The organism is Streptomyces sp. NPDC008150, assembly GCF_042956945.1.
GTDB lineage: Bacteria > Actinomycetota > Actinomycetes > Streptomycetales > Streptomycetaceae > Streptomyces.
In genome coordinates, this window is the sequence record NZ_JBIBHJ010000009.1 from 295,638 (window position 1) to 318,431 (window position 22,794).

Consider the following 22,794-nt stretch of genomic DNA (forward strand, 5'->3'; position numbering starts at 1 on the left):
TGTACATAACCATGATACGTCGCCAACATTGGCACGGCCATGCTCGCGAACGCCGAGAAGGTCCCGCGCGGCGGCGTCACCGCACGAGACCTTCCGAATGTCATGGACCGAGTCGATCCGGCCGCGCCCCGTCGGTAGCCCTACTCCACCATGAACGTGTAAATGGAACCGTCCGTCCGGGCCCCGGACTCCACGGTTGCGTACACCACGAGGTCGTAGAAGTCCTCGGTGGACGGACTCCACTCGATGGTCGCTGTGCCGCCGCCGTCCGCAGGGACGGTGACCGCGGGTTCACCGGTGAAGGAGTACGTGTAACTCACGACGTTCTTTACCTTCGGAGTGAACGTGAAGGTGCCGGGGACGCCCACGCCACCGCCCGAGTCACTGGTCGGATAGACGTCCGAGGTGATCGTGGTGGTGGAGTCGTAGTGGGTGGTCCACGACACCTCGTCGCTGATCCAGCCGTTCGCGCTCTTGCTGGTCACGTTCAGTCCCGCGCTGAAGGGGCCGTCGAGGGTGAGCGTGACCTTCGCCGTGCCGTCGGCTCCGGCCGCGACTTCCTCCTGCTTCGCTTCGTTGGTTCCGGTGACGTCCACCGTGTAGCTGACGATCGGGCTGATCGCCTGGAGGCCCGCGTCGGGCTCCAGGGTGAACGTCACCACGTCCCCGAACTCCGGCGAGGCGACGTCTCGCGTCAGGGTGGGGCCGGCCCAGCTCGTCCAGATCTCGTAACCGGTGACGTCCGAGCGGTTGAAGGCGCGGTCGAGGCTCTTTATCCACAGGGTCTGCGGGCCGGAGCCCGGCGGCACCAGGGTGAGCTCCGCGGTTCCGCCGGGGGCGTTCGCCCGCACGAAGTGGTCGGTGTCCGCGTACGGGTCGCTGACCTGAGGGACGCCGTAGGGGCCCTCCGTGGCGACGGGGTCGGGAAGGTGCTGGCTCCAGCTGTACTCGAACCCGCTCACGTCGGTGTCGCCACCCGCGTCCAAGGTGAACTCCGCGGGGACTCCGCCCTGACTGGCAGTCTCCTGAGGGTAGTTGGAGGAGGTGATCGTCGGTGCGCTCGGGCGGGTGTTGTCGATCGTGACGTAGCAGGTGACGGACCAGTCCGAAGCGCTGTTCCCGATTACCGTCTGCGCCTGCCACGCGTACGTCTCGCCGTCGGTGAGGGCGGTCGTGGGGAAGGTGCCGATGGTTTCGTACCGGAGGGCGGCGTTGGTGCGGGTGACGGTCGTCACCTGTGCGGGGTCCTCGACCGGCCAGGCCTGGAACTTCAGGGTGGCCAGCGGGCTGTCGGTTGCGCCGATGGTGCCGGGTATGGCCTCCACCTCAAGTCCCCCCGCGGCGGACAGGAACGTGGGGTGCGCGGCGTCGGCCGAGCAGTTTTTGTGGCCGTTGAAGGGCTGAGTAGGTGTGGCCGGTGTGCCGCCCGCCGCGTGCGCGGGCGACACGGCGGCGGCCAGCGCCAGTCCGAGAACGCCCAGCGAAGCGAGGGCGGCACGTGAGCGAGTGCCGACGGACATGGTCAATTGGTCCCTCCCGTAGTGGGGTTCGCCCATGGCACGCAATGCGCACAGATGTGCGAACGACGGGATGATCTTAGGGATCGGTACCGGGCCGCGCAGGTGATTTTGCGCGGGAGGGACCGGCCGGCCTGTACGGGGACCGTCGGCCTCCCCGGAACCTCTACGGCCGACATTCGGCGCATGACGGAAGTGCGTCGATCATCCCCGCCCAGGATTGCTAATTTGAACGAGTTCTTACCTTGGGCAGCCAGGCGACGTCGACACGACGGTCGACGTCCGGCCGGGGCCCGGAGGTCCACGAGGGACGGAACGCGGGGGAGGGGTTCGGCTTGACCTGGAACGAGTGGGAGCAGCTCAAGGCGCGGGCCGCGCAGCGGAGTTCGGGCGGCATGCAGATCGATCACCTCGCACCCGACGGCGGTGGCGGCGGTGACGATCTCGTCGTCCGGCAGGACGACCTCGGTGCCGTCGGCCACGAGGCCAAGCTGCTCTACGAAGGGCTGCGCAAGCAGGCCGACATCGAGGGCGCCGGGGCGGGCGACTCCGGGTCGGGTTCGACCGCGCAGGCGGCCGCCGCCCTGAAGTCTCGCTCCTTCGCGACCGGTGCCGCCCTGGAGACCACCGTGCGCGTGTGGACCTCGCAGGCCGACTCCGTGCTCCAGGCGTGCGCGCACATCTCCAACCACCTGGACTACAGCCAGAAGCGGCACGCCGAGGACGACGCGCAGATCGGCACCGTCATGAACGACGTCGACGGTCTGCCCGTCTCGGTGTCCAAGCTCAACGAGTACTTCAAGTAGGGGGAGCGGACGTGGCGTTCAGCTACACCGACCTCTCCGAGGTCGATCTCGGGAAGCTCGGCACCGCGGTGTCCGACTGGAAGAGCACCGTCGACGGCCTGAAGAAGCTCGCGGTGGACGCGCGCGACGGCATGAGGGCGAAGTCCGACTCGGCGCACTGGGCCGGCGTGAACGCCACCGTCACCCGGGAGTTCATCACCAAGACGGCCAAGGAGGTCTCCGACCTCCACACCGAGGCGAACAGCATCTACCAGGTCCTGGACGACGGCCATACGCAACTCGCCGCGCTCCAGAAGCAGTTGCGCTCCACGGTCACCGACGCCACCGGCCGGGGCATCACCGTCGAGGACATCGGAGGCGGCAAGGTGCGCCTCTACTACCGGCACGTCCGCGGCGATACCGACGAGCGCACGCAGGACGAACTTGACGCCAAGCAGCAGTTGGAGAGCCGGATCAACACGATCGTCGGCCACGCCGCCGAGATCGACGACTCCGTCGCCCGCGCCCTCGCCAAGAGCCACGGCAACGACGCCCACAACGCCGGTCACGCCGCGTACGAGTAGCTGAACGACGCGGAGGTGGAGCGCGCCCTCGAACTCGCCCGCAAGGGCGACAAGATGACCGACGCGGAGCTGAAGGAGCTCAACACGCTGCTCCGCTACAACTCCGGTGAGAAGGACGGCGAGTTCTCCACCGAGTTCTACCAGGGGCTCGGCGGGCCGGAGAAGGCGCTCCAGTTCTACGCCGGCATGTCGGAGCAGGGCACCAGCCCCGGTACCGCCAAGACCCGCCTCGACGAGGTGCGCGACCTCCAGAAGTACATGGGCTACAACCTCGCCAACGCCACCGACCCGGACCACGCCCAGCATCTGCCCGCGAGTTGGGGCACCGAGTTCCGGCGCCTGGGCACCCAGCCGATCAGGTGGGAACAGGGGCAGTTGAACGCGCCCTACGGCTACCAGGTCCTCGGGGGTCTGCTCCGGTACGGCAACTACGACGCCCGCTTCCTCGACCCGATCGCGGAGCACATCACCCAACTCCACCAGAAGGAGCCGTACTTCTTCCTCGCGAACAAGCCCGGCGGCAGCGAGGACATCTACGGGTTCAACCCCTCGGGAAAGCTCGGTACCGGCAACGACCCGCTGAACAGCGTCCTTGAGGCGCTGGGGCACAGCCCGGAGGCGTCGGAGAAGTTCTTCACGGGGACACCGACGGCGTACAACGAGGACGGGACCGTCGACCCGGACGGCAAGCTGAAGTTCGGCTCCTACCTGGACGTCTTCACCGACAAGGACTTCACCTGGACCGTCGACACCAACGACAACAACGTCCTCGCGGACGAGGACAAGACCACGAAGGCCCTCGGCTTCGGCCCTGCGGCGCTGGGCCATGCGCTCCAGGCGGCAACGACCGGGCAGCCCTATGACAGCGACGCCCCGGCTCTTCCGCACACCGAGGCGAGGGCCGGGCTGGTCAGCGACATCATCGACAAGTTCGGGAGCGACCCCGGCCTGATCCGTCACAACGAGAACGGGGATCTGGATCAGGACAGTGGCCCCCTCTACGGCATGCGCGACAGCCTGGGCAACATCACCGCCGAGTACATGGGCGACTTCCAGAAACAGTTTTCCAATTCCGACGGAAGCGAGTTCGCCGTCAACGGAGCTCCTGTCGAGATGACGGAGACGACGGCAGAGCGATTCCTCGCCGAAGTGGGCCAGGATCCCGACGCATACGCGACGATCACCACCGCCCAGCAGGCATACACCGCGGACGTCGTGAACGATGTCATCAACGGGGACAGCCAGAGCAGTGTCGCGGATGCCGAACGCCTGAGGAACGCCGCGCGTCCCGGCGGATTCATCGCCGGAATCCTGAGCGAGTCCCGCGCGGACGCGGTGCTCGACTACCACACGGCCTCTGACCAAGAATTCAACGATGCCGCAGCGGACAAGCAGAAGTGGATCGACCGCTTCCTGAGCCCGGTCGTGGAGGGCGTGGGGGAGAAGATCCCGGTGGCGGGAGCGGCCGTCGGCTGGGCCTACGAGGACATTCAGGAATCGGTGATGGACAGCATCGAACGGGATTCTTCCGATCAGGCCGAGGGCGACGCCACGCGCACCTACGCCGAGGGGGAGTCGGCGGTGAAGGACTCGGTGAAGAGGGCCGTGCAGTCCGCCGCTACGAACAGCGGACTCAACAGCGACACGATCGAGGACCTGAAAACGTCGGCGGCGAACGGCGCGGCCGACGGACATGCGGCAGGAGCGAAGATGGAGAGCGCAGGCGATGCCTCGTGAGCAAAAGCAGGTTGGCGGCGGCGACGACCCTGGTCGCACTTCTTCCTCTGGCCGCCTGCTCGGGGGAGGGCAAGGACTACACGGTGCCGCAGAGCCTGTGCGGTGCGCGGGTCGATGCGGACGTCACCAAGAAGCTGCTGCCGTCCGGTGACACGGTGCACGTCCTCAAGGGCCGCTCGAAGACCGCGTCCCCGCGCCAGTACTGCCAGATAGAGGTCGACGACGTCATAGACCTGACTGTCGAAGGCGTGTGGCGCGCGGCGGGGACGACGGCCCAGGACGTCGCCGCGAAGGAGGGCAAAGGCAACGCGGAGCCGGCCGAGGGCGGCAAGTACGCCGTGGGCAGCCTCTCGGCCTTCACGGTGGTGAACTGCGAGAAGAAGAAGTACGGGGCCGGGGAATTCTCCTTCGAGGTGCGGCTGACGCACTCCCTGGGCGACCGCGGGGCCGACATGGTCGCCTTTCTCAAGCAGTACGCCCCGTCCTATCGCGCCGCCCTCGGCTGCGAGTAGCCGCAGTAGCAGCGGCGGAGGCCGCGCCGGCCCTCCTGGCGTGACGGCCGCCTGCTCTGGGCAGCGCCGCCGCCGGGATGTCCCGGTGGCCCGTCACGCCGATACTGGACATGTCGGTCACCTCCGCCGAAGCAACGACGCTCGACGGGGACCGCCCGCCGGCCGTGGAGCCTCGATCCAGGCTCCAGGTCCCCGGTCGACGATGCCCACTCCGTCCGGCCCGTGAACACCTTTGTGTGGCGAAGGCACGGCGTGGTACTCGTGAGGAGTGGGTGTATGAGCCAAGGAACCGGGGCCGCCCACCTGACCGGGTGTGCTCGGTCGTGCCGGGGTCGGCAAAAGGCAGGCCCTTTTTTACCCCTGACCACCTCCACTCATGCGTCCGGCCGTCAGATTTTCTTCCCCTATCGGGTTGAACTTTTGTTGATCTCGGGTCAGTTGGCCGTCCGGGCGTCCTACCCTTCAGAGGGTGAACCAATTGATGTCCCTGCCCAGAGAGTCCGACGCAGACGCCGGCCACGCGGAGCGGGTCCTCCTCCCCGGCGGGCTGCCCGAGGAACTGCGTGCCGAGCTGGTCGCCTTCCGCCGTGACCTGCACATGCACCCGGAACTCGGCAACCAGGAGTTCCGCACCACCGCCGCCATCAAGGCACGCCTCGAACGCGCCGGGCTCCAGCCCCGCGTGCTCGGCATCGGCACCGGGCTCATCTGTGACATCGGCATCGACAACGACACCGGCACCTGGGACGGCGGACAGCCGATGCTCGCGCTGCGCGCCGACATCGACGCCCTGCCCGTCCCCGACACCAAGACCGAGTGCGCCTACCGGTCCACCGTGCCCGACCGGGCCCACGCCTGCGGCCACGACGTGCACACCACCGTCGTGCTCGGCGCCGGCCTCGTCCTCGCCGCGATGCACCGCCGGGGCGAGCTGCCGCGGCCGGTGCGGCTGATCTTCCAGCCCGCCGAGGAGGTGCTGCCCGGCGGCGCCGCCGACGCCATCGCCGGCGGCGCGCTGGACGGGGTCGGCCGGATCGTCGCCGTGCACTGCGACCCCAAGGTCGACGCCGGCCGGATCGGGCTGCGGCACGGTCCGATCACCTCCGCCTGCGACCGGCTGGAGATCGCCCTCGACGGAGCCGGCGGACACACCGCCCGGCCGCACCTGACCACCGACCTGGTGACCGCCGCCGCCCGCGTCGCGGTCGACGTGCCCGCCGTCGTCGCCCGCCGCGTCGACGCCCGCTCCGGCCTCGCCGTGACCTGGGGCCGCATCCAGTCCGGGCACGCGCCGAACGTCATCCCGCAGCACGCCGAGCTCTCCGGCACCGTTCGCTGCCTGGACCTCGAATCGTGGCGGCAGGCACCCGACATCGTGCACGCCGCCGTCGACGAGATCGCCACGCTGCACCGCGCCAAGTCCGAGATCACGTACGTCCGCGGTGTCCCGCCGGTCGTCAACGACCCGGTGATCACCGACCTGTTGAGGGACGCCATGACCGCGCGACGCGGCGCGGGCTCGGTCGAGGGCACCGAACAGAGCCTGGGCGGTGAGGACTTCTCCTGGTACCTCGAACAGGTCCCGGGCGCGATGGCCCGCCTCGGCGTCCGCACGCCGGGGGAGCGCATCGTCCGGGACCTGCACCAGGGCGATTTCGACGTCGACGAGGCCGCGATCACGGTCGGCGTCGAACTCTTCACCGCCACCGCCCTGTTGGACGCGGCGCGCTGACCGGCACGGATGCCGTGACCTGACGCGGGGGTGCCCGATCGGCACCCCTTCGTCCGCCTGCGACATTCCCCCGTAACCGCGGACGCGCCGCCGTAACCCGGCCCTGGCACGAATCGATAACGTCCGCGAGGAACCCCGTTCCCCTGCACTTCTACGCGCGTTACTGTGCGCCGAAATCGCCAATGGTGGCGGCGGGTTGGGGAAGCGGTCCGGTCACGCGGCCGTGGGGATGAAGGGGTTCTTACTGTGCGTCTGAGGTCTCGGAGGACCAGGTTCTCCCAAGCGGCGGCCGCCGTCGCCGTCATCGCGCTCGCGGCGACCGGTTGCGGCGAGTCGAGCAGCAGTAGCAGCAGTTCCAGCGCCAAGCCGTCCGACGGCAAGTCCGGCGGGTACAGCGGCAAGGGCATAGGCCTCGCGTACGACGTCGGCGGCAAGGGCGACCAGTCCTTCAACGACGCGGCGTACGCGGGTCTCCAGAAGGCCGAGAAGGAGTTCAAGATCTCGGCCCGGGACGTCGAGCCGCAGGACGGCGAGTCCGACGCGGACAAGACGCAGCGCCTCGTGACGCTGGCGAAGGCCGGCTACAACCCGGTCATCGGCGTCGGCTACGCCTACGCGCCCGCGCTGAAGGAGGCGGCGGCCAAGTTCCCGAACACCACCTTCGGCATCATCGACGACGAGACGGTCGTCGCCGACAACGTGGCCGACATGGTCTTCCACGAGGAGCAGTCCTCGTACCTGGCCGGTGTCGCCGCCGCCAAGACGACCAAGTCGAACGTGGTGGGCTTCGTCGGCGGTGTCGACGTGCCCCTCATCCACAAGTTCGAGGCGGGCTTCGAGCAGGGCGTCAAGGACACCAACCCCAAGGTCAAGGTCAAGTCGCAGTACCTGACCGAGACGGCGGCCGAGGGCGGCTTCTCCAGCCCCGACAAGGGCGAGAGCGCGGCCGAGGGCCAGATCGACGCGGGCGCGGACGTCGTCTACCAGGCGGCCGGCCTCTCCGGCCAGGGCGTCATCAAGGCGGCGGCCGCGCACAAGGTGTGGGCGATCGGCGTCGACTCCGACCAGTACTCGCAGAGCGCGCTCGCGCAGTACAAGGACTACATCCTCGGCTCGGCCCTGAAGAACGTCGGCGGCGCGGTCTACGACCTCGTGAAGTCCGTCTACGACGGCAAGCCGCTCAAGGGCGTCGTGCGCGGCAGCCTCGCCAACGACGGTGTGGGCTTCGCGGACACCAACCCGAAGTACAAGGCCATGACGGACGTCGCCGCGGCCGTCGCCAAGGCCAAGCAGGACATCATCGACGGCAAGATCACCGTCAACACGAAGTAACCCGCCCGATCGTCGGGGAGAGCCCCGGTCCGAGCCGCCCGCGGCCCGGACCGGGGCTCCGTCGTGCGCCCCCGCACCCCGGGCCGCCGGTCCGTTTCCGTCGCCCGGCGCTTGCCTTCAGCAAGGGGCGGACTGCGCTGAGTAGTTCGGCGTCGCCCTGCGGCCACATCTCGGTAACGGACCGGACAGAAGGGTTTTTCCGTCAGGTCTACGCGCGTTACGCTGCCGCGAAATCAGCGCCTGGAGCGGGCGCTCGCACGAAGGAGTCATGGTTCCATGCGCCGGGTGTCCCGTTTGGCCGTTGCAGGCATTGCGACCGTTACCCTCGCCATCACCGTATCCGCCTGCGGCAGCTCTTCGAGCGAGTCGACCGGCGGCAGCGGTGACAGCGGCAAGAGCAAGGGCATAGGCCTCGCGTACGACGTCGGCGGCAAGGGCGACCAGTCCTTCAACGACGCGGCGTACGCGGGTCTCCAGAAGGCCGAGAAGGCGTTCGGCGTCACCGGCCGCGACGTTGAGCCGCAGGACGGCGAGTCCGACGCGGACAAGACGCAGCGCCTGGAGACGCTGGCGAAGGCCGGCTACAACCCGGTCATCGGTGTCGGCTACGCGTACGCGCCCGCCGTCAAGGAGGCCGCGGCGAAGTTCCCGAAGGTCACCTTCGGCATCATCGACGACGAGACGGTCAAGGCCGACAACGTCGCCGACCTCGTCTTCCACGAGGAGGAGTCGTCGTACCTCGCGGGCGTCACCGCCGCGATGACCACGAAGACCAACACCGTCGGCTTCGTCGGCGGTGTGGACGTGCCGCTGATCCACAAGTTCGAGGCGGGCTTCGAGCAGGGCGTCACGGACACCAACCCCAAGGTCAAGGTCAAGTCGCAGTACCTGACCGAGACGGCGGCCGAGGGCGGCTTCTCCAGCCCCGACAAGGGCGAGAGCGCGGCCGAGGGCCAGATCGACGACGGCGCCGACGTGGTCTACGCGGCGGCCGGCCTCTCCGGCCAGGGCGTCATCAAGGCGGCGGCCGCGCACAAGGTGTGGGCGATCGGCGTCGACTCGGACCAGTACGCGCAGAGCGCGCTGGCCAAGTACAAGGACAGCATCCTCACGTCGGCCATGAAGAACGTGTCGGGCGCGGTCTACGACCTCGTCAAGTCCGTGATCAAGGACGGCAAGCCGCAGACCGGCGTGGTCCGCGGCAGCCTCTCCAACGCCGGCGTCGGTCTCGCCGACTCCAACCCGACCTTCAAGGGCAACGCCGAACTCCAGGCCGCGCTCACGAAGGCCGAGGCGGGCATCAAGGACGGTTCCATCAAGGTCAAGACCTCCTGAACGAACGGTCGCGAGGCGGCCGGAAGCATGGCCAAAAGAGCGCTGTAATGGCAGCGTTACGGCCGCGGAACGGGGTGCGGGAAGGATGATCTGCCCGTGCCCCGTTCGCGCGGCAAATGCCCGGAACGATCGACGGCGATCGGCGGCGAGTCAGCGATGAGTCGGCGGCGGAATCGGCGGCGACCGGTGACGGGCACTATTCAAGGCAGGGGCGCTATGCGCGTAGAGCGGCCCCTTTCCCAAGGAGAGTGCGCCATCGACGCGTCCAGCAGCCCTCCGTCCTCCGCCCGGCCGACGACCGCGGTCGAGCTGGCGGGGATCACCAAACGATTCCCGGGTGTCGTGGCCAACCACGACATCCATCTGACCGTCCGCCGGGGCACCGTGCACGCCCTGGTCGGTGAGAACGGTGCCGGCAAGTCCACCCTGATGAAGATCCTCTACGGCATGCAGAAGCCGGACGAGGGCACCATCGCGGTCGACGGGCAGCAGGTCACCTTCTCGTCGCCCGCCGACGCCATCGCCCGCGGCATCGGCATGGTGCACCAGCACTTCATGCTGGCGGACAACCTCACCGTCCTGGAGAACGTCGTCCTCGGCAGCGAGAAGCTGCACGGCATCGGCGGCGGAGCACGGCGCAAGATCCAGGAGATATCCGACCGTTACGGTCTGGGCGTGCGCCCGGACGTCCTGGTCGAGAGCCTCGGCGTGGCCGACCGGCAGCGCGTGGAGATCCTCAAGGTCCTCTACCGCGGTGCCGACATCCTGATCCTCGACGAGCCGACCGCGGTCCTCGTGCCGCAGGAGGTCGACGCGCTCTTCGCCAACCTGCGCGAGCTCAAGTCCGAGGGCCTGTCGGTCATCTTCATCTCGCACAAGCTCGGCGAGGTGCTGTCGGTCGCCGACGACATCACCGTCGTCCGCCGCGGCACCACCGTCGGCACGGCGGTGCCCGCGGAGACCACCTCCCGGCAGCTCGCCGAGATGATGGTCGGCAGCGAACTGCCCACCCCGGAGACCGCCGAGTCGACCGTCACCGACCGCCCGGTCGTCCAGGTCGACAAGCTGCGCCTGGAGGCAGAGGGCGGCCGCGCCGTCCTCGACGACATCACCTTCACCATCCACGCCGGTGAGGTGCTCGGCCTGGCCGGCGTCGAGGGCAACGGACAGACCGAGCTGATCGAGGCGCTCATCGGCCTCCAGCACGCCGACTCCGGCACCCTCGCCCTCGACGGCACCGAGATGACCGCCTGGCCCACCCGCAGGCGCCGCGAGCAGGGCATCGGCTACATCCCCGAGGACCGGCACCGCCACGGGCTGCTCCTCGAAGCCCCGCTGTGGGAGAACCGCATCCTCGGCCACGTCACGGAGAAGCCCAACAGCCGTGGCAGGGGCGGTTTCTGGCTCGACACCAAGGGTGCCCAGCAGGACACCCGGCGCATAGTCGAGGAGTACGACGTGCGCACCCCCGGCATCGACGTCACCGCCGCCTCGCTGTCCGGCGGCAACCAGCAGAAGCTGATCGTCGGCCGCGAGATGAGCCACACCCCGAAGTTCCTGATCGCCGCGCACCCCACGCGCGGTGTGGACGTCGGCGCGCAGGCGCAGATCTGGGACCAGATCCGCGAGGCCCGGCGCGAGGGGCTCGCGGTGCTGCTGATATCCGCCGACCTGGACGAGCTGATCGGCCTGTCGGACACCCTGCGGGTGATCTACAACGGCAGGCTGGTCGCCGACGCGGACCCCGCGACCATCACGCCCGAGGAACTCGGCTCGGCGATGACCGGCGCCGCGTCCGGTCACCTGAAGCACGAAGAGCACGACGAGCACGAAGCGCACGACGAGCACGAAGAGGCCGCCGGGCAAGGGGCCCCCTTGGAAGAGGCCGCCCCTGAAGACGACGCCGCGGAGGACGAGGCCCGATGAAGAAGTTCGACAGGGAGCGCGTGCTCCTCGCCGTCGCCGGACCGGTCATCGCGCTCGTCGCGGCGATCGTGCTGACCTCGGTCGTGCTGATCGCCTCGGGCAAGAACCCGGTCGAGCCCTACCACCTGATGCTGGAACAGATCGGGTACTCCGACATCCAGGTGCTGATCCTCAACCAGGCGTCGATGTACTACCTGGCGGCGCTCGCCGTGGCCGTCGGCTTCCGGATGAACCTCTTCAACATCGGCGTCGACGGCCAGTACCGCCTCGCCGCCATGATGACGGCCGTCGTCGGCGCGCACATCGCGCTGCCCGGTGTGCTCCAGGTGCCGGTGCTGCTGCTCGTCGGCATGCTCACCGGCGCGTTCTGGTCCGGCATCGCGGGCGTCCTGAAGACGACGCGCGGCGTGAGCGAGGTCGTCTCCACGATCATGCTCAACGCCATCGCCACCAGCCTCATCGGCTACCTCACCCTCTCCGACAAGTTCGGCGTCCAGGTCGGCAACAACATGACGACCGGTGACATGAAGAAGTCCGGCTGGGTGCCCGGCATCGACCTCGGCGCGGACGTCGGCGAGATCTACGGCCTGGTCTTCCTCGCGATCCTCATGGGCGTCGTCTACTGGATCGTCCTCAACCGCACCCGGTTCGGCTTCGACCTGCGTGCCACCGGCGCCTCGGACACCGCGGCCGCCGCCTCCGGCGTCGACGCCAAGCGCATGGTGCTCACCGCGATGCTGATCTCCGGCGCGGTCGCGGGCCTGTCCGGCCTGCCGCTGCTGCTCGGCGACACCCACACGTACAGCCTGAGCTTCCCGACCGGGCTCGGCTTCACCGGCATCACCATCGCGCTCCTCGGCCGCAACAACCCGGTGGGCATCGCGTTCGCCGCGCTCCTCGTGGCCTTCCTCGACAAGGCGTCCCCCGCCCTCGACTACGCGACCCCGGTCGCGTACGAGAAGGAGATCGCCACGATCATGCAGGGCCTGATCGTCTTCGCGGTCGTCATCTCGTACGAGGCCGTACGGCAGTGGGGCCTGCGCCGTCAGCAGAAGCGGGTCGGCGCCGAACTGGCCGCCGCAGCCGCCCAGACCAACGCCGTGAAGGAGGAGGTGGCGGCCCGATGAGTACCGCGACCATCGACAGGCCCAAGGCTCAGCTCCCCGGCAGGTCCGGCCGCCGGGTCTCCCTGCCCGTACTCCTGATGATCATCGCGGGCGTACTGGTCCTGACCTCCGTCGTGCGCCTGATCACCGGCGCCGACGGCATCACCTCCACCGGCCAGATGTCCACCGCGCTGCGCCTCGCCGTGCCGATCGGCCTCGCCGGTCTCGGCGGCCTGTGGGCGGAGCGCGCGGGCGTCGTCAACATCGGCCTCGAAGGCATGATGATCCTCGGCACCTGGTTCGGTGCCTGGGCCGGCTACCAGTGGGGCCCGTGGACGGGTGTCGTCTTCGGCATCCTCGGCGGTGTCCTCGGCGGCGTGCTGCACGCCGTCGCCACCGTCACGTTCAACGTGAACCACATCGTCTCCGGTGTCGCCATCAACATCCTGGCGCTCGGCACCACCCGCTACCTGTCGAAGTTCACCTTCGAGGACGCGCCGGAGGGCTCCTCCAAGCAGTCCCCGCCGATCGACTCGCTCGGCACCTTCGACATCCCGGGGCTCTCGCACTGGCTGGACAGCCTGAACGGGAAGCACTGGTTCCTGGTCTCCGACCTGGCCGGCCTGGTCGGCGGCCTGATCACCGACCTCTCCCCGCTCACCGTGATAGCCGTCGCCCTCGTCCCGGTCACCTGGTGGGTGCTGTGGCGCACGGCGTTCGGCCTGCGGCTGCGCTCCTGCGGCGAGAACCCGGTGGCCGCCGAGTCGCTCGGCGTCAACGTCTACAAGTACAAGTACATCGCCGTGATCATCTCGGGCGGGTTCGCGGGCCTCGGCGGCGCGTTCCTGTCGATCGTCGCGTCCAACGTGTACCTCGACGGGCAGACCGCGGGCCGCGGTTACATCGGCCTCGCCGCGATGATCTTCGGCAACTGGATGCCGGGCGGACTGGCCCTCGGCGCGGGCCTGTTCGGCTACACCGACAGCCTCAACCTGCGCGGCGGCACCACCAACGTGCACGCGCTGATCCTGCTGCTGGCCATCCTGCTGGTGTTCGGCCTCGGCTACCTGCTGTGGCGCAGGCGGTTCGTGCCGGCCGTCGTCACCGCGGCCGTCGCCGTGCTGATGTTCGTCTGGTACGCGGCCACGGACGAGGTGCCCAAGCAGGTCGTCACGGCCACCCCGTACATCGTCACCCTGCTCGTGCTCTCCCTGTCCGCGCAGAGCCTGCGGATGCCGAAGGCCGACGGGCTGCCCTACCGGAAGGGACAAGGAGCTTGAGCCGAGTCTCCGGCATCGACTGGGACGCGCTGCGCACGGCGGCGAAGGACGCCATGTCCCGCGCCTACGCGCCCTACTCGGGCTACCGGGTCGGCGCCGCCGCCCTGGTCGACGACGGCCGCACGGTGTCGGGCTGCAACGTCGAGAACGCCTCGTACGGGATCTCCCTGTGCGCCGAGTGCGGTCTCGTCTCGCAGTTGCAGGTCACCGGCGGCGGCCGGCTGACGCACTTCACGTGCGTCGACGGACGGGGCGAGGTGCTCGTGCCGTGCGGGCGCTGCCGCCAGCTCCTGTTCGAGTTCGGCGGACCGGAACTCCTCCTGGAGACCCCGCGGGGCGTACTCCCGCTGTCCGCGATGCTGCCGCAGGCGTTCGGCCCGGGGCACCTGTCGGGGGCGGCCAAGCCGTAGCCGCACGGCTGCCGGCGCACCGCGGCCCGACCGCCGCACCAGGGCCCCGCGCGCACCGCGCGGGGCCCTCGCTCTTCTCCTCTCCAGCACTCCGCACTCTCCGGAAGGGACACCCATGGCCGCCATGGACGCCATCTCCGTCATCCGCGCCAAGCGGGACGGCGGTGAACTCACCGACGAGCAGATCGACTGGGTCGTCGACGCCTACACGCGCGGCACGGTCGCCGACGAGCAGATGTCGGCCCTCGCCATGGCGATCCTCCTCAACGGCATGGACCGCCGCGAGATCGCCCGCTGGACCGCCGCGATGATCGCGTCCGGCGAGCGCATGGACTTCTCCTCGCTGTCGCGCCCGACCGCCGACAAGCACTCCACGGGCGGCGTCGGCGACAAGATCACGCTGCCGCTCGCCCCGCTGGTCGCCGCGTGCGGCGCCGCCGTGCCGCAGCTGTCCGGCAGGGGCCTCGGCCACACCGGCGGCACCCTCGACAAGCTGGAGTCGATCCCCGGCTGGCGGGCGCTGCTCTCCAACGAGGAGATGCTGGCCGTCCTCGACACCGCGGGCGCGGTGATCTGCGCCGCCGGTGACGGGCTGGCCCCCGCCGACCGCAAGCTCTACGCGCTGCGCGACGTGACCGGCACGGTCGAGGCGATCCCGCTCATCGCGTCCTCGATCATGTCGAAGAAGATCGCCGAGGGCACGGGCTCGCTGGTCCTGGACGTGAAGGTCGGCAGCGGCGCCTTCATGAAGACGATCGAGGACGCCCGCGAACTGGCGTCCACCATGGTCGGCCTCGGCACCGACCACGGGGTGCGCACGGTCGCCCTGCTCACCGACATGTCCACCCCGCTCGGTCTGACCGCCGGCAACGCGCTGGAGGTCTGCGAGTCGGTCGAGGTGCTGGCGGGCGGCGGCCCCGCCGACGTCGTCGAGCTCACCCTCGCGCTCGCCCGCGAGATGCTCGCGGCGGCCGGTCTGCCCGACGCGGACCCGGCGAAGGCGCTGGCCGACGGTTCCGCGATGGACACCTGGCGGCGCATGATCGCGGCCCAGGGCGGCGACCCGGACGCCCCGCTGCCCACGTCCCGCGAGCAGCACGTCGTCACGGCGCCCGCGACCGGCGTGCTGACCCGGCTGGACGCGTACGACATCGGCATCGCCGCGTGGCGGCTGGGCGCGGGCCGCGCCCGCAAGGAGGACCCGGTGCAGGCCGCGGCGGGCGTCGAACTGCACGCCAAGCCCGGCGACACGGTGACCGCCGGTCAGCCGTTGCTGACCCTGCACACGGACACCCCGGAACGGTTCGCGGCGGCACTGGAGGCGGTCGGGGGTTCGTACGACGTGGCGGCGCCCGGTACGGCGTTCACGGCGGCGCCGGTGGTGCTGGAACGTATCGGCTGAACCCGGGGTTGACGTGGGGTTTCCCCGTGTGGGTGAACGGGACCGGTGGACCTGTGCCGGTCCCGTTCGGCATGCTGGGATCGGTGACGTACCGATGGGAGAACCGCCATGAGCGCACTCACGACGGGCCGGCACTACCTCCTCATCGACCGCTGGGCCCCCGACGACCCGACCGTCACCCTCTACGGCGAGCCCCGCAGCGGCGCGTACCGCACGCTGTACACCGGGAAGTTCGGTGAGCCGGTGGCTCTTCCCGAGCCCTTCGGGCCGTCCCTGGACACCGGCGACTTTCCCGTCGACTGAAGCACCGGCGGAAGCCGCGGCGCGCCCCGCCGATGAGTTGAGCCGCCCCCCGCGGTCTACCGCACGTGGACGCCGCCGAGATCCCCCTCGTACGAGCCCCCGCCGGCCCCGTCACCAGGGAGGCGGTGGCGGAGCTGTGCGGCGATGTGCGCGCGCTGCTGGAGGCGCCCGGGGTCCGCGTCGTGATCTGCGACGTCGCGCCGGTGGTGCTGCCGGGGCTCGGCACCGTCGAGCTGCTGGCCCGGCTCCAGCTCACCGCCCGCCGGGCGGGCGGGCTGATCAGGCTGCGGTCCGCGGCCCCCGCGCTACGCGCCCTCCTCGACCTCGTCGGACTCCGCTTCGAGGTGGAGGGGGAGCCCGAACAGCGGGAACCACCGCGGGACGTCCAGGAAGCAGTGGTACCCGGTGATCCGCCCGGCTGAGATCTCCAGCACCTGCACCGCCCACGCGCTGAAGCCGCCCGCCTCCGGGTCCGGCTTGTAGTGCGCGAAGCCCGGCAGGCCGTTGGCCCGCACCGGCAGCAGCCGGGAACCCGCGCAGGACGCGCCGACCGTCGTCATGAAGCCGGTGATGTCCGCGGGACCGGTGAGCCACAGGTCGAACGGCGGCATCGTCATGATGGCGTCCTCGTGCAGCAGCGCCGTCAGGGCCGCCATGTCGTACCCCTCGAATGCGGCGACGTAGCGCTCCAGGAGTTTCTGCTGCTCCTCGTCCAGCGGGTCGCTCACCGCCGCGTCGGCGCCCGACAGCGCGCGCTCGGCGAGGGTGGCGCGGGCCCGCTGCAACGCGCTGTTGACCGACGCGACGGAGGTGTCGAGCAGCTCGGCGACCTCGCTCGCGTGCCAGGCCAGCACCTCGCGCAGGATCAGCACCGCCCGCTGCTTGGGCGGCAGTTGCTGCAACGCGGCCATGAACGCGAGCCGCACCGACTCCCGGGCCACCGCCGCCTCCGCGGGGTCGTCCACGGTCGGCAGCACCCGGGCGTCGGGCATCGGCTCCAGCCACACGTTGTCCGGGCGGGGGGTCAGGGCCACCTGGGCCAGCGGCGTCGACTCGGAGAGGTCCATCGGCCGGGCGCGCTTGTTGCCGGCGGTCAGCATGTCCAGGCAGACGTTGGTCGCGATCCGGTACAGCCAGGACCGCAGGCTGGAACGGCCCTCGAAGCTGTCGTAGGCACGCCACGCGCGCACCAGGGTGTCCTGCACCGCGTCCTCGGCCTCGAAGGAGGAGCCGAGCATGCGATAGCAGTACCCGGTCAGTTCGACGCGGTACTTCTCCAGACTCGCGTCCAGGTCCGTCCTCGTCGCCGTTCCGTCAGTCATGGTCCGTCCACCCACCCCTGTGGCCCACCTGTCGCGCGCCCTTGCGCCCAGCACTTCGGAACGTACCGCAGCCCACTGACAACGGCAGGGCGAGTCGGGGAAACCGCAGGTGGGGGAGGGGGCGCCGAGCCTCGCCTGCGGGACGTGAACGCGCACCGCCCGTGACCGGCCGGGCCACGGGCGGTGCACGGTCCGTGCGCGCGGTGCGGATGCGCGGGCGCACACGGGGCGGAGCCGGACGGGGGTCAGACCGCCACGGGCTCCCGCCGGGCCGCGACGCGTGCCGCGCGCGAGCCCAGGACGGTGATCGCCACGACGCCGGCGACCGCGAGCAGGCCCATGCCGACCGTGCCGGACCAGCCGCCCGCGTGGAAGGCGACGGCGCCGAGCGTGGAGCCCGCGCTGGAGCCGATGTAGTAGGCGGACTGGTACAGCGCCGACGCCTGTGCGCGGCCGTGCGTCGCGGTCTTGCTGACCGACGAGGACGCCACCGCGTGGCCCGCGAAGAACCCCGCCGTGATCAGCACCAGGCCCAGCAGCACCAGCACGAGGGAGTCCGCCAGCGACACCAGCAGGCCCGTCGCGGTCAGGCCGCCCGCCAGGTAGAGGGCGCCGCGGCGGCCCACCCGGCCCACCAGCCGGCCCGCGGTCGACGCGGAGACGGTGCCCACCAGGTAGACGAGGAAGACCGAGCCGGCGATGCCCTGCGACAGCGAGAACGGCGCGCCGGTGAGCCGGTAGCCGATGACCGTGTAGACCCCGCCGAACACCGCCATGAACAGGGCGCCGATCACGTACAGGCGGCGCAGCAGCGGGTCGGAGAGGTGGTCACGGACGGTGCGGCCCAGGTCGCGCGGGCGCAGCGAGCCCGCGGTGAAGTGGCGCGGCTCGGGCAGCAGCAGCCGGAACGCCACCGCGCACGCCACCGCGATCACGCCGATCACGGCGACCGCCACGCGCCAGCCCCACTCCTGCGCGAGCCAGCCGCCGATGATCCGGCCGCTCATGCCGCCGACGCTGTTGCCCGCCACGAACAGGCCGATCGCGGTGACCAGCGCGCGGGGCCTGACCTCCTCCGAGAGGTAGGCGTTCGCCGAGGCCGGCAGTCCCGCGAGCGCGGCGCCCTGCACCGCGCGCAGTGCGATCAGCGCGCCGAGCGACGGCGCGAACGGCACGAGCAGTCCGACGGCGACCGCGACCGACAGCGAGGCGGTCATCACCGTGCGGCGCCCGAACCGCTCCGACAGGGCGCTCAGCGGCAGGACGAACAGCGCGAGACCGCCGGTCGCCGCCGACACCGTCCAGCTCGCGTCGCCCGCGGTGACGCCGTAGTCGTCCGAGACCAGGGGCAGCAGCGCCTGCGTGGAGTAGAGGAGCGCGAAGGTGGCGACTCCGGCGAGGAAGAGGGCGAAGCTCATCCGGCGGTAGCCGGGGCCGCCGGGGGTCAGGCGCGAGTCCTCGCGCGCGGAGGAGGAGTCGACCGGTGCGGTGGCGGGTGCGGCGGCGTCCACGACGGTGGACGCCCCGGTATCGGCGGGAGACATGCCGCAAAGTCTTGTCCTCGCTCGCTGATCCGTCCAATGCATGGAATCGCCATAATCGTTCCCATGGAGCATCAGCAAAGGTCACAGCCACGCCTGTCATCGTCCAGTGACGAACGTGACGGGGAAGACATCGTCGCGCTGCTCGCCCCGCGGCTCGTCCACTTCGCCGGGGTCGCCCGCACCGAGCACGTCACGCGGGCTGCGGCGGAGATGGCGGTGCCGCAGTCCACGCTGTCCCGCGCGATGGTCCGGCTCGAACAGGACCTGGGCGTCGGCCTGTTCGCCCGGCACGGCCGGACGGTGTCGCTCACGGCGGCCGGACGCACCTTCCTCGGCTCCGTCGAACGGGCCCTCGCCGAGATCGAGCGGGCCGCCGACGAGGTGCGCGCCGACGCGGACCCCGCCACCGGCAAGGTCGCCTTCGGGTTCCTGCACACCATGGGCTCCGAGACGGTGCCCGCGCTGATCCGCGCCTTCCGCGCGGACCACCCCCGGGTGCGGTTCTCCCTGGTACAGAACTACGGCGAGGCGATGATCGGGCGGCTGCGCTCGGGCGAGCTGGACCTGTGCCTGACGTCCCCGGTGCCGGACGCGCCCGACCTCGTCGCGCGGCGCCTCGACGAGCAGAAGCTGCGCCTCGTCGTGCCCCTCGACCACCGGCTCGCGCGGCGCCGCCGGGTGCGTCTGGCGGAGGCGGCCGACGAGACCTTCGTGACCCTGGAACCGGGCTACGGGCTGCGCCGGATCACCGACGACCTGTGCCAGGAGGCCGGGTTCCGGCCCCGCGTCGCCTTCGAGGGCGAGGAGGCCGAGACGCTGCGCGGCCTGGTCGCGGCGGGCCTGGGCGTGGCGCTGCTGCCGCCGCCCGCCTTTCCCCGTCCCGGAGTCGTGGAGCTGTCGGTCACCGCGCCGCGCGCCGTGCGCGAGATCGGCGTCGCCTGGCTCGACGGGCATCCGGACACGCCCCCGGTCGCCGCGTTCAAGAAGTTCCTGCTGGCGCGCCGGGGCAGCCTGCTGCCCGACTGACGTGCCGTCAAGGTGCAGCGGCAGCGCGGTAGTTGGGCCGCCGTGGTGCGGCTAACGCCGCAACGACCGTCCGAAGCCCGCCGCGAGCGGCATCCGCAGGCCCAGCGGGGGAGGCGCCGCGAGCGCGTCCTGCACCGGCCGGGACAGCGGTCGGCCGAACAGCGCGCCCATCACGAAGTTCTCGGTGAGCGACAGGACTTCACCGCGGTACTGGTGCAGTCCGTGGCCGTCCGCGTGGACCTCGAACCGGCAGATGTCGCGGTTGGCCTTCTTCGCCCGCGCGGCCAGCCGGAAGGACAACTCCGGATCGGTGCGCGAGTCGTTGGTGCCGTGCACGATCAGCACCTGCCGTCCGGCGAGCTGCTTCACCGGTTCGGGTGGCGCCGCGACGTCCTCCTCGGGCAGCCAAGGGGCGAGCGCCACCACCGAGTTGACGGCCTCGTGGCCTCCCGCGCGCAGGGCGGCCCGGCCGCCCATGCCGACGCCGACCAGGCACACCGGGACGTCGCCGTAGCGCCGTACGATCTCGTCGGCCGCCCAGGACGCGTCGGCGGCGAGCCGCGCCTCGCTGCCGTTCCAGCCGCGCCCGCGGTAGTGCACCACGTGCGTGGCCAGGCCGTCCTCCCGGCCCGCGCGCACCAGGCGGCGGCCCAGGGCGCGCAGGGACGCCGCCGCCAGCACCGCCGAGGGTCTGCGGCCGGAGACCTCCTCGCCCCCGGGGAGCAGGAGCACCGCCCCGCTCACCGACGTCGGTTCCGGCCCGAATGCCCTGCCCAGTCTGGCCGTTCGCACCGGCGCCACTTGCTCTGCCATGACAGAACAGTGTCAGAAGCGCCGGTGTACGCCACCCTTCGGTGGGGTCACCGTTGGATATCGGCCGAGGGCGGGACGAGCGTTCTACGCGCGTAGGAGTTATGGTTCCGCAATGACGAGCCAGAGCGAGAACATCCCGGCCCTGGACCAGATCCGCCGGGCACCCAAAGTCCTGCTGCACGACCACCTGGACGGCGGGCTGCGCCCCGGCACCGTCGTCGAGCTGGCGCGCGAGTCGGGGTACGCCGCACTGCCGGAGACGGATCCCGGCAAGCTGGGCGTCTGGTTCCGCGAGGCCGCCGACTCCGGTTCCCTGGAGCGGTACTTGGAGACGTTCTCGCACACGGTCGGCGTGATGCAGACCCGTGCGGCGCTGGTGCGGGTGGCCGCCGAGTGCGCGGAGGACCTGGCCGAGGACGGTGTCGTCTACGCCGAGGTGCGGTACGCGCCCGAGCAGCACCTGGAGGGCGGCCTGACCCTCGAAGAGGTGGTCGAGGCCGTCAACGAGGGCTTCCGCGAAGGGGAGCGGCGGGCCCGCGAGGCCGGCCGGCGCATCCGCATCGGCGCGCTGCTCACCGCGATGCGGCACGCGGCCCGCGCCCTGGAGATCGCCGAACTCGCCAACCGCTACCGGGACCTGGGCGTCGTGGGCTTCGACATCGCGGGCGCCGAGGCCGGTTACCCGCCCACCCGGCACCTCGACGCCTTCGAGTACCTGAAGCGCGAGAACAACCACTTCACCATCCACGCGGGCGAGGCGTTCGGTCTGCCGTCCATCTGGCAGGCCCTCCAGTGGTGCGGCGCCGACCGGCTCGGGCACGGCGTGCGCATCATCGACGACATCCAGGTCGCGGAGGACGGCACGGTCGAGCTGGGGCGGCTCGCGTCCTACGTCCGGGACAAGCGCGTTCCGCTGGAGCTGTGCCCCAGTTCCAACCTCCAGACGGGGGCCGCGTCCTCCTACGCCGAGCACCCGATCGGGCTGCTGCGCAAGCTCCACTTCCGGGCGACGGTCAACACCGACAACCGTCTGATGTCGAACACGAGTATGAGCCGGGAATTCGAGTGCCTCGTCGACGCATTCGGTTACACGCTCGACGATCTCCAGTGGTTCTCTGTCAATGCTATGAAGTCAGCATTCATTCCTTTCGACGAACGACTCGCCATGATCAATGACGTGATCAAGCCCGGATATGCCGAACTGAAATCCGAATGGCTGTTCCGTTAGAAGCCTCCCACCAGGGGTTCTGTGACCTCTGGGGGTGTGTTGGAGGGTGCGGGGTGCGGACGGGTGTTCACCATTCGTCCGCATTTCGATGTTTGCGGCGGACACCGTCGCATGTTTACGGTCGTGGACCGCTCAAGATCCCCCGTATCCCCCCACCGCATTCAAGGACGCATTCACCATGAAGAAGTCTGCCGTCAAGACCCTCGGTGTCGCCGCCCTGGGCGCCGCATTCGCCGCCGCCGGCGCGGGTGCCGCCAACGCCGCTCCGGCCCTCCCGGACGCCACCGACGCCCTGAACGGCGTCACCCACGTCCTCCCCGCCGAGAACCTCGCCAAGGCCCTCCCGGGCGCCGGGGAGGCCGTGTCCCAGGCCACCCCCGCCCTGGAGACGAGCGTCGCCGCCGCGCAGCCCGCCGTCCAGCGCGTGCTGGCCGACGGCCCCACCAAGCCGGTCGCCGGCCTGCTCGGCGGTCTGCCGGTGCAGGGCCTGCCCACCCACGGCCTGCCGGTGAACGGCATTCCGCTCGGCTGACCCGAACCGCCTTGCGCGGCACGGGGGTTCCGCGGTCCGTGGAACCCCCGTGACCGCACGCGCCGATGGGGCGCACCCCGCGCGGGGTGCGCCCCATCGGCATGGGTCCGGCCGGGGCACGGCCGGGCGGGTCACCAGGCGGCGCGGCGCGCCTTGTCCTCCGAGGGCAGCAGGATCCACAGGGCCAGGTACACCAGGAACTGCGGCCCCGGAAGCAGGCACGACACCACGAAGATCACCCGCATCGTCGACGCGGACGTGCCGAAGCGCCGAGCCAGCGCTGCGCACACACCACCGATCATGCGGCCGTCTGTGGGGCGGGCGAGGGCGGTCATCGTTGCTCCTTCGTGAGCATGTGGTCGGGGCTT

Annotated in this window: 22 protein-coding genes; 17 read left to right on the plus strand and 5 right to left on the minus strand. The window is 70.4% G+C overall.

The features are described 5' to 3' along the window. Positions 1-140: 140 nt before the first annotated feature. A complete protein-coding gene (locus ACFZA0_RS23285; protein WP_391020142.1) occupies positions 141-1,520 on the minus strand; it encodes a hypothetical protein in 1,380 nt (459 codons plus the stop codon). Between the two features lie 332 nt (positions 1,521-1,852). Here ACFZA0_RS23285 and ACFZA0_RS23290 point away from each other — a divergent pair, with 332 nt between their 5' ends. The 14 genes from ACFZA0_RS23290 to ACFZA0_RS23355 all read left to right on the plus strand — a co-directional run bounded on the left by ACFZA0_RS23290 (position 1,853) and on the right by ACFZA0_RS23355 (position 16,383). Continuing rightward, a complete protein-coding gene (locus ACFZA0_RS23290) occupies positions 1,853-2,323 on the plus strand; it encodes a hypothetical protein (RefSeq protein ID WP_391020145.1) in 471 nt (156 codons plus the stop codon). An 11-nt stretch (positions 2,324-2,334) separates the two neighbouring features. Beyond that, positions 2,335-2,886, plus strand: a complete 552-nt coding sequence (locus ACFZA0_RS23295; RefSeq protein WP_391020148.1) for a hypothetical protein — start codon at positions 2,335-2,337, stop codon at positions 2,884-2,886. 15 nt (positions 2,887-2,901) lie between these two features. After that, the gene (locus ACFZA0_RS23300; RefSeq protein ID WP_391020151.1) at positions 2,902-4,623 is read left to right on the plus strand and encodes a hypothetical protein; all 1,722 of its coding nucleotides are present in this window, start codon (positions 2,902-2,904) and stop codon (positions 4,621-4,623) included. Then, the gene (locus ACFZA0_RS23305; RefSeq protein ID WP_391020154.1) at positions 4,620-5,135 is read left to right on the plus strand and encodes a hypothetical protein; all 516 of its coding nucleotides are present in this window, start codon (positions 4,620-4,622) and stop codon (positions 5,133-5,135) included. Before ACFZA0_RS23300 ends, ACFZA0_RS23305 begins: the two co-directional genes overlap by 4 nt. Before the next feature lie 481 nt (positions 5,136-5,616). After that, complete coding sequence (locus tag ACFZA0_RS23310; RefSeq protein ID WP_391020157.1) at positions 5,617-6,867, plus strand: amidohydrolase; 1,251 nt, start codon at positions 5,617-5,619, stop codon at positions 6,865-6,867. Positions 6,868-7,113: 246 nt separating this feature from the next. Beyond that, a complete protein-coding gene (locus tag ACFZA0_RS23315) occupies positions 7,114-8,199 on the plus strand; it encodes a BMP family ABC transporter substrate-binding protein (RefSeq protein WP_391020160.1) in 1,086 nt (361 codons plus the stop codon). A gap of 276 nt (positions 8,200-8,475) precedes the next feature. Further along, a complete protein-coding gene (locus ACFZA0_RS23320) occupies positions 8,476-9,534 on the plus strand; it encodes a BMP family ABC transporter substrate-binding protein (protein ID WP_391020163.1) in 1,059 nt (352 codons plus the stop codon). Between the two features lie 216 nt (positions 9,535-9,750). Continuing rightward, positions 9,751-11,460 carry an ATP-binding cassette domain-containing protein gene (locus ACFZA0_RS23325; RefSeq protein WP_391020166.1) on the plus strand — a complete coding sequence of 570 codons (1,710 nt, stop codon included), beginning with the start codon at positions 9,751-9,753 and terminating at the stop codon, positions 11,458-11,460. Further along, positions 11,457-12,587 carry an ABC transporter permease gene (locus tag ACFZA0_RS23330; protein WP_391020169.1) on the plus strand — a complete coding sequence of 377 codons (1,131 nt, stop codon included), beginning with the start codon at positions 11,457-11,459 and terminating at the stop codon, positions 12,585-12,587. The genes ACFZA0_RS23325 and ACFZA0_RS23330 overlap by 4 nt, the downstream gene beginning before the upstream one ends. After that, positions 12,584-13,846, plus strand: a complete 1,263-nt coding sequence (locus ACFZA0_RS23335) for an ABC transporter permease (RefSeq protein WP_391020172.1) — start codon at positions 12,584-12,586, stop codon at positions 13,844-13,846. The genes ACFZA0_RS23330 and ACFZA0_RS23335 overlap by 4 nt, the downstream gene beginning before the upstream one ends. Continuing rightward, positions 13,843-14,256 (plus strand): cytidine deaminase, encoded by a 414-nt coding sequence (locus ACFZA0_RS23340; protein ID WP_391020175.1) that lies wholly within the window; start codon positions 13,843-13,845, stop codon positions 14,254-14,256. Before ACFZA0_RS23335 ends, ACFZA0_RS23340 begins: the two co-directional genes overlap by 4 nt. A 115-nt stretch (positions 14,257-14,371) precedes the next feature. Continuing rightward, on the plus strand, positions 14,372-15,658 hold the full coding sequence (locus ACFZA0_RS23345) for a thymidine phosphorylase (RefSeq protein WP_391020178.1): 1,287 nt from the start codon (positions 14,372-14,374) through the stop codon (positions 15,656-15,658). A 108-nt stretch (positions 15,659-15,766) separates the two neighbouring features. Next, entirely contained in the window at positions 15,767-15,961 is a 195-nt protein-coding gene (locus ACFZA0_RS23350) for a hypothetical protein (RefSeq protein WP_391020181.1), read from the plus strand. A gap of 65 nt (positions 15,962-16,026) precedes the next feature. Next, entirely contained in the window at positions 16,027-16,383 is a 357-nt protein-coding gene (locus ACFZA0_RS23355) for an STAS domain-containing protein (RefSeq protein ID WP_391020183.1), read from the plus strand. On the opposite strand, the gene ACFZA0_RS23360 is transcribed toward ACFZA0_RS23355, so the two are convergent. After that, positions 16,267-17,283: an RNA polymerase subunit sigma-70 gene (locus tag ACFZA0_RS23360; protein ID WP_391020186.1), complete on the minus strand. Its 1,017-nt coding sequence runs from the start codon at positions 17,281-17,283 to the stop codon at positions 16,267-16,269. The genes ACFZA0_RS23355 and ACFZA0_RS23360 overlap by 117 nt on opposite strands. A gap of 245 nt (positions 17,284-17,528) precedes the next feature. Then, positions 17,529-18,827, minus strand: a complete 1,299-nt coding sequence (locus tag ACFZA0_RS23365) for an MFS transporter (RefSeq protein WP_391020190.1) — start codon at positions 18,825-18,827, stop codon at positions 17,529-17,531. Between the two features lie 63 nt (positions 18,828-18,890). Between ACFZA0_RS23365 and ACFZA0_RS23370 the strand changes: the two genes are divergently transcribed. After that, positions 18,891-19,853 carry a LysR substrate-binding domain-containing protein gene (locus ACFZA0_RS23370; RefSeq protein WP_391020193.1) on the plus strand — a complete coding sequence of 321 codons (963 nt, stop codon included), beginning with the start codon at positions 18,891-18,893 and terminating at the stop codon, positions 19,851-19,853. 51 nt (positions 19,854-19,904) lie between these two features. Here the strand turns inward: ACFZA0_RS23370 and ACFZA0_RS23375 are convergent, their stop codons facing one another. Further along, positions 19,905-20,666: an alpha/beta hydrolase gene (locus ACFZA0_RS23375; protein WP_391020196.1), complete on the minus strand. Its 762-nt coding sequence runs from the start codon at positions 20,664-20,666 to the stop codon at positions 19,905-19,907. Between the two features lie 112 nt (positions 20,667-20,778). Here ACFZA0_RS23375 and ACFZA0_RS23380 point away from each other — a divergent pair, with 112 nt between their 5' ends. Further along, positions 20,779-21,894: an adenosine deaminase gene (locus ACFZA0_RS23380; RefSeq protein ID WP_391020198.1), complete on the plus strand. Its 1,116-nt coding sequence runs from the start codon at positions 20,779-20,781 to the stop codon at positions 21,892-21,894. Positions 21,895-22,072: 178 nt separating this feature from the next. Further along, positions 22,073-22,426, plus strand: a complete 354-nt coding sequence (locus ACFZA0_RS23385; protein ID WP_391020201.1) for an ATP-binding protein — start codon at positions 22,073-22,075, stop codon at positions 22,424-22,426. A gap of 131 nt (positions 22,427-22,557) precedes the next feature. On the opposite strand, the gene ACFZA0_RS23390 is transcribed toward ACFZA0_RS23385, so the two are convergent. Beyond that, positions 22,558-22,761, minus strand: a complete 204-nt coding sequence (locus ACFZA0_RS23390) for a PspC domain-containing protein (protein ID WP_391020204.1) — start codon at positions 22,759-22,761, stop codon at positions 22,558-22,560. Positions 22,762-22,794: the final 33 nt, after the last annotated feature.